General features: G+C 33.0%; 14 protein-coding genes and 1 riboswitch. Of the genes, 4 read left to right on the forward strand and 10 right to left on the reverse strand.

Translation table 11 applies throughout. The annotated features are described in order from the left end of the window. Positions 1-219: 219 nt before the first annotated feature. Positions 220-876 (forward strand): alpha/beta hydrolase family protein, encoded by a 657-nt coding sequence (locus AAYQ05_RS19590; RefSeq protein WP_343544996.1) that lies wholly within the window; start codon positions 220-222, stop codon positions 874-876. 234 nt (positions 877-1,110) lie between these two features. Here the strand turns inward: AAYQ05_RS19590 and AAYQ05_RS19595 are convergent, their stop codons facing one another. Continuing rightward, the gene (locus AAYQ05_RS19595) at positions 1,111-1,626 is read right to left on the reverse strand and encodes a DUF2892 domain-containing protein (protein WP_248728046.1); all 516 of its coding nucleotides are present in this window, start codon (positions 1,624-1,626) and stop codon (positions 1,111-1,113) included. A gap of 168 nt (positions 1,627-1,794) precedes the next feature. Here AAYQ05_RS19595 and rpmH point away from each other — a divergent pair, with 168 nt between their 5' ends. Then, the gene (rpmH, locus tag AAYQ05_RS19600; protein WP_008464848.1) at positions 1,795-1,956 is read left to right on the forward strand and encodes a 50S ribosomal protein L34; all 162 of its coding nucleotides are present in this window, start codon (positions 1,795-1,797) and stop codon (positions 1,954-1,956) included. A 144-nt stretch (positions 1,957-2,100) separates the two neighbouring features. After that, positions 2,101-4,956, forward strand: coding sequence for a carbamoyl-phosphate synthase large subunit (carB, locus tag AAYQ05_RS19605; protein ID WP_343544997.1), 2,856 nt, complete (start codon positions 2,101-2,103; stop codon positions 4,954-4,956). Positions 4,957-5,027: 71 nt separating this feature from the next. Here carB and yiaA read toward each other — a convergent pair whose 3' ends face one another. The 5 genes from yiaA to AAYQ05_RS19630 all read right to left on the reverse strand — a co-directional run bounded on the left by yiaA (position 5,028) and on the right by AAYQ05_RS19630 (position 7,619). Then, complete coding sequence (yiaA, locus tag AAYQ05_RS19610) at positions 5,028-5,426, reverse strand: inner membrane protein YiaA (protein ID WP_281633738.1); 399 nt, start codon at positions 5,424-5,426, stop codon at positions 5,028-5,030. A 149-nt stretch (positions 5,427-5,575) separates the two neighbouring features. Further along, a complete protein-coding gene (locus tag AAYQ05_RS19615) occupies positions 5,576-6,115 on the reverse strand; it encodes a GFO_1091 family lipoprotein (protein ID WP_343544998.1) in 540 nt (179 codons plus the stop codon). Position 6,116: 1 nt separating this feature from the next. Beyond that, the gene (locus AAYQ05_RS19620) at positions 6,117-6,644 is read right to left on the reverse strand and encodes a GFO_1090 family protein (RefSeq protein ID WP_281633735.1); all 528 of its coding nucleotides are present in this window, start codon (positions 6,642-6,644) and stop codon (positions 6,117-6,119) included. A 17-nt stretch (positions 6,645-6,661) separates the two neighbouring features. Then, positions 6,662-7,123: a PG0215 family putative anti-sigma factor gene (locus AAYQ05_RS19625; protein ID WP_343544999.1), complete on the reverse strand. Its 462-nt coding sequence runs from the start codon at positions 7,121-7,123 to the stop codon at positions 6,662-6,664. Then, on the reverse strand, positions 7,110-7,619 hold the full coding sequence (locus AAYQ05_RS19630) for a GFO_1088 family ECF-type sigma factor (RefSeq protein WP_177212268.1): 510 nt from the start codon (positions 7,617-7,619) through the stop codon (positions 7,110-7,112). The genes AAYQ05_RS19625 and AAYQ05_RS19630 overlap by 14 nt, the downstream gene beginning before the upstream one ends. Positions 7,620-7,787: 168 nt before the next feature. Between AAYQ05_RS19630 and AAYQ05_RS19635 the strand changes: the two genes are divergently transcribed. Further along, positions 7,788-9,248 (forward strand): GFO_1087 family putative carboxy terminal peptidase, encoded by a 1,461-nt coding sequence (locus tag AAYQ05_RS19635; RefSeq protein ID WP_343545000.1) that lies wholly within the window; start codon positions 7,788-7,790, stop codon positions 9,246-9,248. Positions 9,249-9,326: 78 nt separating this feature from the next. Here AAYQ05_RS19635 and AAYQ05_RS19640 read toward each other — a convergent pair whose 3' ends face one another. The 4 genes from AAYQ05_RS19640 to AAYQ05_RS19655 all read right to left on the reverse strand — a co-directional run bounded on the left by AAYQ05_RS19640 (position 9,327) and on the right by AAYQ05_RS19655 (position 13,814). After that, complete coding sequence (locus AAYQ05_RS19640) at positions 9,327-10,355, reverse strand: YncE family protein (RefSeq protein ID WP_177212270.1); 1,029 nt, start codon at positions 10,353-10,355, stop codon at positions 9,327-9,329. 3 nt (positions 10,356-10,358) lie between these two features. Then, positions 10,359-12,212 (reverse strand): TonB-dependent receptor plug domain-containing protein, encoded by a 1,854-nt coding sequence (locus AAYQ05_RS19645; RefSeq protein ID WP_343545001.1) that lies wholly within the window; start codon positions 12,210-12,212, stop codon positions 10,359-10,361. A gap of 28 nt (positions 12,213-12,240) precedes the next feature. Further along, a riboswitch (cobalamin riboswitch) is annotated at positions 12,241-12,445 on the reverse strand. Between the two features lie 65 nt (positions 12,446-12,510). Then, a complete protein-coding gene (gene cobC, locus AAYQ05_RS19650) occupies positions 12,511-13,044 on the reverse strand; it encodes an alpha-ribazole phosphatase (protein ID WP_343545002.1) in 534 nt (177 codons plus the stop codon). Next, positions 13,029-13,814: an adenosylcobinamide-GDP ribazoletransferase gene (locus AAYQ05_RS19655; protein WP_343545003.1), complete on the reverse strand. Its 786-nt coding sequence runs from the start codon at positions 13,812-13,814 to the stop codon at positions 13,029-13,031. The genes cobC and AAYQ05_RS19655 overlap by 16 nt, the downstream gene beginning before the upstream one ends. Between the last annotated feature and the right edge of the window lie 171 nt (positions 13,815-13,985).

The raw sequence follows: 13,985 nt of genomic DNA on the forward strand, positions 1-13,985 counted from the left end.
TAAGTTTTAAATTCAAGAAATATTTCGAATTGCAAAGGTAATCATTTGATTTTCAATATTAAATTATTTTTTGCAGCTATAAACTTTAAGTTTTTGTTTTGAACATGGATTTTTTTTGAATTGCTATAAAATAGGTCTGAAATTTGATTATCATGACATTAAAAAAAGTAACTTTATTTTTTACAATAAAGGTCTTATTGGTAATTTCATTTTAATGTTATGAGTAAAATTCCCGTATATTTTATGCCAGGTCTGGCGGCAAGTTCATCTATTTTTGAAAGAATAAAATTGGATGAAGATACTTTTGAAATGCATCTTTTGGAATGGGAAATTCCAAACCAAAAAGAATCTTTGTCAGATTATGCACTTCGAATTAGTAAAAACATAAAACACGAAAATCCTGTTTTAATTGGGGTTTCTTTTGGAGGAATTCTAGTACAGGAAATTTCAAAGCATATAAAAACACGAAAAGTCATTATTATATCGAGTGTAAGAAGTAATCATGAATTCCCGAAAAGAATGAAAATAGGGAAGAAGACAAAAGCTTACAAGCTAATTCCGATGCAGTTAATTCTTAATATTGAGAAACTTGCCAAGTTCTCTTTTGGTGAAAAAGTAAATAAACGTATTAAATTGTATGAGAAATTTTTATCTGTACGTGATTTAGGATATCTACAATGGGCCGTAGAAAGTGTAATTTTATGGGATCGAGATAAAATTGATGAAAATGTCGTTCATATACACGGAGATCAGGACGAAGTTTTTCCAATTAAGTATATCGACAAATGCATTTTAGTCAAAGGAGGAACCCATATTATGATTCTCAATAAGTATAAATGGTTGAATGAGAATTTACCTTCGATAATTTTGGAATAAAATTCCAATTCTTTCTAGATTTTAGCGCAATCTTGTCATTTCGACGAAGGAGAAATCTTCACGAGTAACTCTATAATCAAAATCGACAATCTTTGTCGAGCCACTTGTGAAGATTTCTCCTTCGTCGAAATGACAAACTAAGTCTTGGTCTTGTGTTATAAAGAAAATCTACAATAAAAAAATCCCAAACTCCTTTTGGAATTTGGGATTTTAAATATTAAAAATTAAAGAAAATTAGATTTTCTTCATTTGTTCTTTCATCATAGAGATTTGCTCTTTCAGCATACCTTGTTTGTCTAATTTTTTAGCTTCGTTAAGTAAATTAGTCGCTTCCAATTTTCTTCTGCGAGACATTGCAACTCCTGCAAGGTTTAATTTAGCTACAGCTAAATCCATATCCATTGATAATCCAAGTTCGATTGCTTTTTTGAAATGTTTCTCAGCTTGGTTAATATTGGTTTGAGATAACATGATACCTTGTAAGTAATTTAAGTATCCTTGTTGTTTTCTTACTAATGCACCTTCTGGATTTTTGATATATGATAACCATTTATTAGCACCTTCAAAGTCTTGTTTTCTTAATTTAAGGAAGGCTAAAAGGATGAATTCGTTTTTAAAATAAAGAAAAATTGGAATTGCAGTCAATAAGATAAGGAATATACCATTCCCAATATTACTTTCTGTAAATTGCCAAACGCCCGCCACTACAAGAAGTCCGGCCAAAATAAGTTTAATATTCTTGTGAAACATAATTATTGTAAATTTGTGATTGCAAAGATAGTAAAAGGAATTAAAAATATTTTTATAAAAGTGCTTGCCAGAAAAAAAAGTCTTTGTATATTTGCACTCGGTTTTTGAACAACGATATCCAAAACCAAATAACGAGTTAATAGATACCATTTTTAAAGATACAAAGCAATGAGCAAAAGAACGTTTCAACCATCGAAAAGAAAAAGAAGAAATAAGCACGGATTTATGGACAGAATGGCTTCTGCGAATGGAAGAAAAGTTCTAGCGCGTAGAAGAGCAAAAGGAAGACATAAATTAACTGTTTCTAGCGAACCTAGACACAAAAAATAATGTTTGTATAAACATACATAAGGCGATTACTTTTTTAGTATCGCCTTTTTTTATACCTTGTCGGTAATAAATTTGTAACATTCTAGTTTCTAAAGCACTGTGAATGTTTTTTGAATACAATAATAACTACACAATACATACAAAATGCCTAAAGACACATCAATAAAATCAGTTTTAATAATAGGTTCAGGACCTATTGTTATTGGTCAAGCTTGCGAATTCGATTATGCGGGATCTCAATCTGCGCGTTCGATTCGTGAAGAAGGAATTGAGGTTATCTTGATTAACTCGAATCCAGCGACGATTATGACCGACCCATCTATGGCCGATCATATTTATTTGAAACCTTTAACGACAAAATCGATTATTGAAATTCTTAAGGAACATCCGCAGATTGATGCAGTTTTACCAACAATGGGAGGACAAACTGCTTTGAACTTGTGTTTGGAAGCTGAGGAAAAAGGAATCTGGCAGGATTTCGGAGTAAAATTAATCGGTGTTGATGTAAACGCGATCAATATTACAGAAGACAGAGAGCAGTTTAAACAGCTTTTAGAAAGAATTAATGTACCAACTGCACCTGCAAAAACAGCTACATCTTACCTTGAAGGAAAAGAAATTGCTCAGGAATTTGGTTTCCCACTTGTAATTCGTCCTTCGTTTACACTTGGAGGAACTGGAGCAGCGGTAGTTTACAAAAAAGAAGATTTTGATGAGCTTTTAACTCGCGGACTTGAAGCTTCTCCAATTCACGAAGTTTTAATTGATAAAGCTTTGATGGGATGGAAAGAATACGAATTAGAGCTTTTGAGAGATAAAAACGACAATGTCGTAATTATCTGTTCTATCGAAAATATGGACCCAATGGGAATTCATACTGGAGATTCTATCACAGTTGCACCAGCGATGACATTATCTGATACAACTTTCCAAAAATTACGTGACTATGCTATCTTAATGATGAGAAGTATCGGAAATTTTGCGGGAGGATGTAACGTACAATTTGCAGTTTCGCCAGACGAAAAAGAAGATATCGTAGCCATCGAGATCAATCCTCGTGTGTCTCGTTCTTCTGCTTTAGCATCAAAAGCAACCGGATATCCAATTGCAAAAATTGCTTCTAAACTAGCTTTAGGATACAATTTAGATGAGTTGCAAAACCAAATTACAAAATCTACTTCGGCTCTTTTTGAACCAACTTTAGATTATGTAATCGTAAAAATTCCACGTTGGAACTTCGATAAATTTGAAGGTTCAGACAGAACTTTAGGTCTTCAGATGAAATCTGTAGGTGAGGTTATGGGAATCGGACGTTCTTTCCAAGAAGCACTTCACAAAGCAACTCAATCTTTAGAGATTAAGAGAAATGGTTTAGGAGCTGACGGAAAAGGATATAAAAATTACGAACAAATTATCGAAAAACTAACTTATGCAAGTTGGGATCGTGTATTCGTAATCTACGATGCAATTGCAATGGGAATTCCATTAAGCACAATTCACGAAATTACAAGAATCGACATGTGGTTCTTAAAGCAATACGAAGAGCTTTATACTTTAGAAAAAGAAATTTCAAACTACAAAGTTTCTAATCTTCCAAAAGAATTATTGCTTGAGGCAAAACAAAAAGGTTTTGCAGACAGACAAATCGCTCACATGATGAGCTGTCTGGAAAGTGAAGTGCACACTTTACGCATGAACATGAACATCAACCGTGTATTCAAATTGGTTGATACTTGTGCGGCTGAGTTTAAAGCTAAAACACCTTATTACTACTCAACTTTTGAGGCAGAAATCGAAAAAGCAAATGGAGAGCGTTATGTAGATAACGAAAGTATCCTGACAGATAAAAAGAAAGTAATCGTTCTAGGTTCTGGGCCAAACAGAATTGGTCAGGGAATCGAATTTGATTATTCTTGTGTGCATGGAGTTTTAGCAGCTAAAGAATGCGGTTACGAAACGATCATGATTAACTGTAATCCTGAAACGGTTTCTACAGATTTTGATACAGCTGATAAATTATACTTCGAGCCAGTTTTCTGGGAGCACATTTATGACATTATCCAACACGAAAAACCAGAAGGTGTAATCGTGCAGCTTGGAGGTCAGACAGCTCTTAAATTAGCAGATAAATTATCTAAGTACGGAGTGAAAATCATCGGAACTAGTTTTGACGCACTTGACTTAGCAGAAGACAGAGGAAGATTCTCAGATTTATTGACTGAATTAAATATTCCTTTCCCAAGATTCGGAATCGCTGAAACGGCTGATGAAGCTTCGAAATTAGCTGATACTTTAGATTTCCCACTTTTAATTCGTCCTTCTTATGTATTAGGAGGTCAGGGAATGAAAATTGTAATAAACAAAAAAGAACTTGAAGAGCACGTTATCGATTTGTTGAAAGCAATTCCAGGAAACAAATTATTACTAGATCACTACTTAGCTGGAGCAATCGAAGCTGAAGCTGATGCAATCTGTGATGCTGATGGAAATGTTTACATCATCGGAATTATGGAGCACATCGAGCCTTGTGGAGTTCACTCTGGAGATAGTAACGCAACATTGCCTCCTTTTAACTTAGGAGAATTTGTAATGCAGCAAATTAAAGATCATACGCATAAAATTGCAAGAGCTTTAAAAACTGTAGGTTTAATCAATATTCAGTTTGCGATTAAAGACGATACAGTTTACATCATCGAGGCAAACCCAAGAGCTTCAAGAACGGTTCCGTTTATTGCGAAAGCTTACGGAGAGCCTTATGTAAACTACGCTACAAAAGTAATGTTAGGCCATAATAAAGTAACTGACTTTGATTTCAATCCACAATTAAAAGGATACGCAATCAAACAACCAGTTTTCTCTTTCAGCAAATTCCCGAACGTAAACAAAGCGTTAGGACCAGAAATGAAATCGACAGGAGAAAGCATCTTGTTTATTGATGACTTGAAAGATGATCAATTCTACGAATTGTACTCTAGAAGAAAAATGTATTTGAGTAAATAATCTCAAATTCTAGTATAAAAAAAGCTCCAATGAAAATTGGAGCTTTTTTTATTTTAATTGGTTTTAAACTTTTATTCGCTTTGACTAAAAGTCATATTGTCTCTAGTATTTTTCTGAACTGAAATTGCACCGAACAAAGCTAATAGAAAAGCAAAAGCATAAAACCCTTTTTCGCTTGGCAGAATTGTTGCATTCCAAAGTCCAACAACTAAAAGAACGATTGAAAGTAAAGTTCCAAACCAGCAGATTCCGTAATATATATCAGTTACAGGAAGTTTTTCAAGACGGTCTCTTACACTTTTTTGCAATGAAACAACAGCAAAAAGTCCGAACATTAAAACAGTGAAATAATATCCTTTTTCGTTTAATAGCATTTCAGCTCTGGCAAGTCCAACAATAAAGCCAACTGTTCCTGCTCCAAGAGCAACCCAAGATGCCGCGATAAAGGCATTTGATGTTTTTTGTATCATAATTTATTATTTTGGTAAGAAGCAAATATAATTAAATTAGATTCAGAATAAAATAATTAGCAGTTATTTTGTTCAGTAAAATCTCTCAAATAAGTAAAAAGAAAAAGCTCCGTAGTTGGAGCTTTTCTCATTTAAAAAGTAAGAAGTTTTTATTTTTTCAGCAATTGTTCTAAAGGTTTTAACTGTTCCATGTCTATTTTAGATTTCTGTAAAACAGACATTAAAGTCATAATATTATTTGGGTTCATATCTTTGCCTAACACACGAACTACTGCAAAACCATTTTCTTTTCTGTTGGCAAAAATGACAAACTCTTTTATATCGTCATCACTTCCAACATAGCTTACAGAGGCACCGTCTTTTCCAGAACCAATCTTCATCAATTCTTGATATTTCGGATCTTTTAAAATGGCTTTTACTTTGTTTCTTTCTGTTTCAAATTCTGCTTGATTATTTTGATCCGCTTTGAAAGCTAGAATGTTCATTTTGTCAAACGAATTTAAAGCTTCACTTTGTTCTGCTGATAATTTTGTTTTATCAACATTTAGAATAGTTGGTGAAACATCTAATGAAATAAAATCTTTTTTCTCTGAATTTTCGACAAAATATTTTTGAAGTGAAGGTTCAGAATTACAGCTCCCTAAAGTTAGTAGAGCTGTAAGTGCTATGATGAAGATATTTGTTCTCATTTTATTTTTTGCCTTTTGAAGCTTTTTTTAAGTCTGTTCCTCCAGGAAGCTGCATCTTATCTGTTAATACTGAGATTTCGTTTAGATCAAAATTACCCGTTAAAGATAATAAAACAGTTTCGTCGTTTTTGGCACCATCAACATACATTAAAAGTTCTTTTATCTGTGTATCAGTAGCACCAGATTTTACCATAATTCGAACGTTTTTTCCGCTATCATTTACTCGCATTAATTCTTCTAGACCGGCTGTTTTTACATATTTGTCGGCAGTAGCTTTCATATCGGCTTCGATTTTTGGATTTTTAGTGGTAAACACTTTTAAATAATCCAGTTTTTTAATTAAAGCAATATATTGCTGTGTCTCTTTATCAGACGGGTCAGATTTTACTTTGCTCATTAAATCGAACATTTTTTTGTTTACAATTACAGAAGTTACATCGTCCTGACCATCAAATTTGTCAAAAGCACCTTGTGCATAAAAAGTGGTAGAAACGAATGCGAAGACTAAAGTTATAATGAAATTTCTCATGATTATTTTTTGTTTAATTACTGTTTAAAGATTTTGTTTTTTGATTGTTCGTATTCTTTAATGTACTGTACACTTTCAATACCTACATTAACATTGTTTGATAATAAAGTCAAAGCCTTTTGAGTTGCTTTTAAGGCTTCTTCGGGATCATCGTAAGTTCCTAATTCTGTTTGTGAAGCTACTGCAGCGGTGTCATTTTTTTCGCTAACAAAAAAGTAGGTTCCGATGCCTAACAAAACAACAGCAGAAGCCGCAATCGATAACCACGCTACGTTGCGTTTTTTAGATTGTAGTGGAATCTCATACGTCGATTTCTGTTCTTTTGCTTGAGAGAAATAGCCAAACATAGGTTTGTACTGCTCCAAATGCTGCGCAACATTTGGCGAAGAAAAATATTCTTTTAATTGATTTTCTTCGGCAATAGAAGTTTCTCCCTGAAAGTATTTTTCTAATATATCTTCTATTTTATTTAGTTCCATAAAGGTGTGTATTTGTCATTGATTCTCTAATTTTTTTTCTCGCTCTCGAAAGTGCCACGCGTATTGCGGTTTCGTTCATATTTACGATTTTGGCTATTTCTTCAAATTCATATTGTTCAACATCCCGAAGCTGAATTAATAGTTGCATTTGTTCGGGCATCTCGTTTATAATTTTTTCAACCCATTCTAAACTATCTTGATCCTCTAATTTTTTGTCCAATTGCGGCTGCCGATCGGTAAAATTATTATGAACAATCTGCAGATTGCTAGCTCTTTTAGATTTTAACTGGTCGAGACAATAGTTTTTAGTCATAGTCATTGCCAATGCTTCAACACTATTGTAACTTTCGAGATTGTCTTTTTTGTTCCATAATTTTACCATTACTTCCTGAGTTGCATCCTCTGCTTCTTCAGTACTTGTAAGCAATCTTTTTGCCAGACGAAAAACTTTGTCTTTAAAAGGATTTATTAATTCTATAAATACAACTTGGTTCATTAATCTGATGGTTAATCGTTAGCTTATATATTCAAGACGAGGTACAATTATGTTTGTTACAGCAAAAAAGAAAATATTTTTTATGTAAAAAAATACTGCTTTAACGATAAAGCTTAAACTAAAGATACTACTTTTACGTTTATTCAGAATATAGATAACCTACACGATATGAAAACAACTTTAAAGAGCGTTCTTTTTCTCTTTTTATTCGCTTTTTCTTTACAGTCTTGTGAAGATCAGGATGATGTAGCTGCTCCAGCTGACCTGCAGATTAATAATTTTATATGGAGAGGATTAAATGAAGTTTACTTATGGCAACAAGATGTTCCAAATCTAGCTGATGGCCGTAATTTACAACCAGATTTTAATCAGTTTTTAAGAGGATATTCTCATCCCGAAGATTTATTTGAAGATTTATTAAACAGACCAGTTAGTAAATATCCCAACGGAGATGCTATTGATCGTTTTAGCTGGATTGTTGAAGATTATACTGTTCTAGAACAGGAATTAGGCGGTGTAACTAAAAATAATGGTGTCGATTTTAGGTTGAGTCGAGTATCTTCGACATCAAATGATGTGGTGGGGTTTGTGCGATACATTATTCCAAATTCTGATGCCGCTACTAAAGCAATTAAACGTGGCGATTTGTTTACTAGTGTAAACGGGACAAAACTTACTGTTTCTAATTATCAGCAGCTATTATTAAATCAAGATAGTTATACTTTAGATTTGGCAGATTATAATGGAACGAGTTATGTTCTAAACGGGAAATCAGTTGCCTTAACTAAAACTGTTTTAGAAGAAAATCCTATTTTTATTAATAAAGTGATTACTTCTGGAAGCCATAAAATTGGTTATTTGATGTACAATGGTTTTTATTCAAGTTATGATGATAGATTAAATCAGGCCTTTGGAGAATTAAAATCGCAAGGAGTTACAGATTTGATTTTAGATCTTCGATATAATGGAGGAGGAGCAGTGCCTTCTGCTATAAGGCTTTCAAGTATGATCACAGGGCAATTTGATACTCAGGTTTTTGCAAAAACGCAATTTAATACTAAGTGGATGAAAGATATGACTGCTGAGGATTTGGAAAGTTTGAATTACAGATTTGTGAATAATATTGAAGGTAAACCATTAAACAGTTTAAATTTAACTACAGTTTATATTATTACTACAGCAAGCACAGCCTCTGCGAGTGAATTGGTTATTAACGGCTTAAAACCATATATCAATGTAGTTCAGGTTGGAGAAACTACAATAGGTAAAAACGTTGGCTCTTATACCATTTACGATTCAGAAACTTTGTTTTCTAAAAAAGGAATCAATCCAAATCATAAATATGCGATGCAGCCTCTAGTTTTTAAAATCTCAAATTCTGCAGGTTTTGGTGATTACCAGCAAGGTTTGCAACCTACTTATCCGCAGCTTGAACATGTGAGCACTTATGGTGTTTTAGGAGATACCTCTGAGCCTTTGCTTAATCTGGCTATTTCTAAAATTACAGGATCTACAGCCAAAAGAACTCTTAATGATAATTCTGAGCCGGATACTCCTTATTTTACAGATTCAAAAATCATTAACGGATTAAGACACGGAATGTACATTCAAAATCCATTAAAAAACTAAAATACAATAAATAGAAAAGGCTTTCAGAAATGAAAGCCTTTTCCATAAAAAAACAAAAACTAATTCTAAAGGTTAAAATTAATCGTTAAAGTAGAATCCGTTTGGACCAACACCAACAGTTAATTCTTTTAATAAACTTCCGCTGAAGTTATAAATATAGGCTTTGCTGTCTGTTTTAAAGTTTCCTCCATCTGAAAGGAAAACGCGGTTGCCTTTTACTGCAAATCCGTAAAGGTATCCAATATCTGAAGTAGCCGTGAAAAGTGGGCTAGCAGAAGCTGTTGTTGCAGCCGTGTTAATTGAGTATACTGAGTTTCCTACTGTATAATAAACTTGGTTGTTTTCGATGTCTAAATATCCAGCAACTCCTTGAGATTCTGGAATTTCAATTTTAGAAACTGATTTGTCAGAGATTTTAACTTTTATAATTTCGCTGCTTTGTGTAAAAGAAGGACGTAAGATAAAAAGCGTTCCATTTTCTTCCTCAATAGAATCTGAACCAGAACCAATTGTTATTGGAGCTTCTAAAGCTTTTGTGTTGATATTGTAAATTGAAAGCTTGTCACTACCGATAGGATCTGTAATGTATAATTTTCCGCTTTCTTCAACAATTCTATTTCCAGTTGTATTTAGGTTAATTTTAGATTCAACAAGATTTGTTGCTAAATTAATAATAGCAATATAATCATCTGTAACAGAATCATATGAGTTTGCATTGGTTACATAAGCTTTGCCATCTTTTACAACACCATATCTTGGATTAGCCAATCCGCTGTCAACTTTAGCGATTAGCTTAAAAGTATAACGGTTTACGATGTTTATTACGTTAGATCCGCCAGCAATTATATACGCTCTGTCTCCGCTGAAAAAGATGTTTTGAGCAAATTTTCCAAGTACATCAGATCCATTTTCTGCTTTATAAGCGTCTTTAGTAAAAATGCTGAAATCATCGCTAGAAAATGATACCGTTCCAGCATCTGTGCTGCCTTCATTTAAAATAAAAAAACCATTGTCGTAAGCACCTTTTGGACCATCGTTGTCATCGCTTGAACAAGAAGCAAATAACGAGATGCTTAACGCTATTAAAAGTAATTTACTAAACTTCATATATTAAAATTTTAAGGTTAAATACATATTGAAATTGCGACCAGGCATTGGTCTGTTTTCTAGACTTTCGTAGTCTTTATTAAAAAGGTTTAAGACCTGAAAACCTACTTTGAAAGAATCTAAAAATTTAAGATCATAATCGATTCCGATATTTGAAATCGTATAATCATTAATAATTTCATCTGGATTATTATCGGCTCTTGTGTAAACAAAACCGTTATAAAGAATTTGATAATAAGCGCTTATTTTATTTCGAGAATACGAAAATGCTCCTGTTGCTTTATTAAATGGAACGAAAAAGATCTGATTTTTCGTTTTTTCGTCTTGTGAGATTGTATAGGCATAAGTGGCATTTAAAGCAAAATTGTTTTTACAATAACTTTTTTTCCAACCTAAAATAGTTTCAGTTCCATAACTATTTACTTTGTCTTGATTTTGTGGAGTCCAAATGCCATTTGCACCTGGAACCCATTGCAGCATATCGGTAATTTTCATGTAATAAAAATTCTGCGTCCAAGTCAGATTTTTGAATGTAAAGACATTGCCAATTTCTCCTTGATAAGAGCTTTCAGGTTTTAAGTTCGGATTTCCTCCTTCGTCCCAATACAAATCGTTGTAAGTTGGAATTCTAAAGTTTCTAGAGACATTCAGTTTTAGATTGTACCAATCGTTGAATTTGTAAGAAGATCCTAAATTGAATAAAACGGGCGATTTGTAATTATTGGTAAATTCTTTTCTAACGCCTAATTCGTTTTTCCAATTAGTGCCAAAATCTTGTCTAATCAACAAAGCAGCAGAACTTATTTCGCGAATATGGCTTCCAAAACTGGTTCCGTAACCATTTGTTCTACTGTAATCTACAATTCCGTTTACATGAGTTGCTTTAAATAAATGATAATCGACATCTAACTTCGTAATTAAATTTTCAGTTTTTCCGTAACTATAATTTTTTAAAGAGTTATCAGCAAAATATTGATAGTTTTCAAAAATGTAAGCGGTTTTGAAATTGGTTTTAAGTTTTCCGAAACTTCCATCGTATTCCAATAAGTTTCGGTTAAATCCATTTATGTATTTGCTTTTGGTTTCAGATTCTACTACTAACGAAGTATTACGGTCGGTGTTTGAACTTTGGCTGTAAAGCTTTAAAATATGATTTTGGTTGAATTTATATCCAGCATTAGCACTCAGGGTAATGATGTCATATTGTCCATTCTGATTCCATCTTTGTTCGCCTCTCCAAGTATATCGATTTAAATATTTATAATCGTTTGTCGAGCTATTTTTTGAAAGTCCAATTTGGGCGCTCCATTTTTTGTTAGAAATAGAAGTTTTATAATTAATCCCAATCGTATTAAAACTGCCGTAATCTAGTCTTAAGTTATTCTCAAATCGATTAAAAAATAACAAATCGTTATTTAAATGTACAGTACCTCCAACAGCCCCGCTTCCGTAAATAACGCTTCCACCACCTGCTTTAACGCTTATTGAATTATAATCGGAACCAGAAATTGTATTAAAATCGGTGCTTCCATTCATTTGAGAATTGATGTTTATTCCGTTCCAAATTACTGCTGTCTGTGAAGAAGTTGTTCCTCTGAAAGAAACAGTAGAAAGCATTCCGCGTCCATATTCTTTAAAATATAAAGTCGAATTAAAATTTAATAAATCGGTTAGAAGAGCCTCGTTTTTATTGATTACAGAATCGTTGAGTTTTAAAACAGACTGAGAAACTGAATAGGTTTTTAAATTTTTGTCTGAAACCAAGACTTCTTTAAGACTGGTAATAGAATCGTTTTGCGCCGAAATAATCTGGCACATTATAAAAGAGCAAAAAGCAAAAAGTTGTTTTAAAGTCATAATTCCGTCACTCTTTTTCCCGAGAGTTCTATAAATTGTTACAAAGGCAGGTCTCCTGGCTTGCGTCTTGCTGTTTACCTTCCCATCACGCCGGGCGTGACAGTGGTTTGTAGTTAACAGCAAGCATTCGTTTTGAACTTAGCTTACAGTTGCGGGTACAGCTCAAGAATTTACTTGATTCCCTTTTAATGTGTTTTTAAATCAAAAACACAACCTTAATTTGCTGCAAAGATAAAGTTAAAAATATTGATTATTCAAATTTGTTTTACGTTTCATGAAAAATTATAAATAATTTGCATTAAAAATCGATTTTTATAACTTCTCCGAAATCAACTTTATTATTGAAAGCATCTTTCAATGGCAGTGAACTCTGATGGCACAAAATGCTTCTGATGATTCCGGCATGAGCAACAATTACAATTGGCTGGTTAATTTTTGAAATTTTATCGGATAAAAAATTACCAACTCTTTCGTGTAATTCAACAAAGGATTCTCCATTTGTAACTTTAATGTTTACAAAATCTTCCATCCACGGATTAAGTTCTTCAGACGGAATTTCGTTCCAGTTTTTCAATTCCCAATCACCAAAATTCATTTCCTTTAAGCGTTCGTCTTCCTGATAAGAAATGGTTTTAATATTTTCTTGAATATGCTTTGCTAATGTAACGCAACGCTTCAAGGGACTCGAGAAAATAATTGCCTCAGAAGGAAGTTCAGAAATAATTTTGTCAAAGATTTCATTAAAAGGAACAGCAATATCAACGTCTGATTGTCCATAGCAGATTCCTTTTTCGCAGACGGTTTCGGTATGACGAACTAGATAAATTTCCATAAAAATAAAATGCTTAAGTAAAATACCACTTCGCAAACCTGTTGTGTAGCTCCAAGACAATCTCCAGTATAACCGTCAATCCATTTTTGAAAATATCGCGCTAAAAAATATCGAGTTATAAAAACAGGAATTACCGCCAAAAGAAGTTTCACATCAAAAAAAGAAAATACAAGTAACGGAATTAATCCAAAAAAGAAAGAGCCAAAAACTTCTTTCCAAGTATATTGTTTCGCAATTGGTTTGCTTTTGCTTGAAGCATCATCACGAGAATATTCGTGTGTGAAAATAATGCTTATTGCTGCGAGACGACTTAGTGAATGAGCGGAAATGAATAAGAGGTAAATTAGTAAAATGTTATTGGTGAAAAGTAAAATGGATTCTGAAAGCAGTTTGAATTTTAATAGAAAAAGTAAAACCAATCCAATTGCTCCGTAAGCACCAATGGCGCTATCTTTCATAATCATTAAGATTTTTTCTTTGGTCCAGCCTCCGCCAAAACCATCACAGACATCGGCAAATCCGTCTTCATGAAATGCGCCGGTAGTTAAAATAGAAGCAATAATCGCTAGTATAACAGCAATTTCTGATGAAAGAAAAAATGAAAAAAGATAAAAAGCCAGAAAGGAAATACTTCCGACAATCCAACCAATAAAAGGAAAGTATCTTGTTGCTTTATTTAAATAATCTGGATGATGTGTAATGTTTTTAGGGCATGGAATTCTGGTATAAAACATTAGACAGGTGAAGAATATGTGTAGTTCTTTTTTCATTAGATTATGATTATTTGGCTAAAGCCTCTATAGTAGCAAATTTATAACCTCCAGATAAATCTGGAGGCAATTCAGGAATAAAATTTAAAAAAATGATTTTTATGGATTGCCAATAAATTTAGATATTGGTTTGTTTATAAGTAATAAGAAAGATTTTAGCCGTTTTTTTTT

Source organism: Flavobacterium movens, assembly GCF_039581425.1.
GTDB classification, from domain to species: Bacteria; Bacteroidota; Bacteroidia; order Flavobacteriales; family Flavobacteriaceae; genus Flavobacterium; species Flavobacterium luteolum.

Bases quoted from the DNA above. Each gene is read 5' to 3' on its own strand.
- AAYQ05_RS19620 (WP_281633735.1), bottom strand. From the start codon at position 6,644: ATGAGAAATTTCATTATAACTTTAGTCTTCGCATTCGTTTCTACCACT.
- AAYQ05_RS19590 (WP_343544996.1), top strand. From the start codon at position 220: ATGAGTAAAATTCCCGTATATTTTATGCCAGGTCTGGCGGCAAGTTCA.
- rpmH (WP_008464848.1), top strand. From the start codon at position 1,795: ATGAGCAAAAGAACGTTTCAACCATCGAAAAGAAAAAGAAGAAATAAG.
- AAYQ05_RS19635 (WP_343545000.1), top strand. From the start codon at position 7,788: ATGAAAACAACTTTAAAGAGCGTTCTTTTTCTCTTTTTATTCGCTTTT.
- AAYQ05_RS19625 (WP_343544999.1), bottom strand. From the start codon at position 7,123: ATGGAACTAAATAAAATAGAAGATATATTAGAAAAATACTTTCAGGGA.
- carB (WP_343544997.1), top strand. From the start codon at position 2,101: ATGCCTAAAGACACATCAATAAAATCAGTTTTAATAATAGGTTCAGGA.
- AAYQ05_RS19655 (WP_343545003.1), bottom strand. From the start codon at position 13,814: ATGAAAAAAGAACTACACATATTCTTCACCTGTCTAATGTTTTATACC.
- AAYQ05_RS19595 (WP_248728046.1), bottom strand. From the start codon at position 1,626: ATGTTTCACAAGAATATTAAACTTATTTTGGCCGGACTTCTTGTAGTG.
- cobC (WP_343545002.1), bottom strand. From the start codon at position 13,044: ATGGAAATTTATCTAGTTCGTCATACCGAAACCGTCTGCGAAAAAGGA.
- AAYQ05_RS19640 (WP_177212270.1), bottom strand. From the start codon at position 10,355: ATGAAGTTTAGTAAATTACTTTTAATAGCGTTAAGCATCTCGTTATTT.
- AAYQ05_RS19645 (WP_343545001.1), bottom strand. From the start codon at position 12,212: ATGACTTTAAAACAACTTTTTGCTTTTTGCTCTTTTATAATGTGCCAG.
- yiaA (WP_281633738.1), bottom strand. From the start codon at position 5,426: ATGATACAAAAAACATCAAATGCCTTTATCGCGGCATCTTGGGTTGCT.
- AAYQ05_RS19630 (WP_177212268.1), bottom strand. From the start codon at position 7,619: ATGAACCAAGTTGTATTTATAGAATTAATAAATCCTTTTAAAGACAAA.
- AAYQ05_RS19615 (WP_343544998.1), bottom strand. From the start codon at position 6,115: ATGAGAACAAATATCTTCATCATAGCACTTACAGCTCTACTAACTTTA.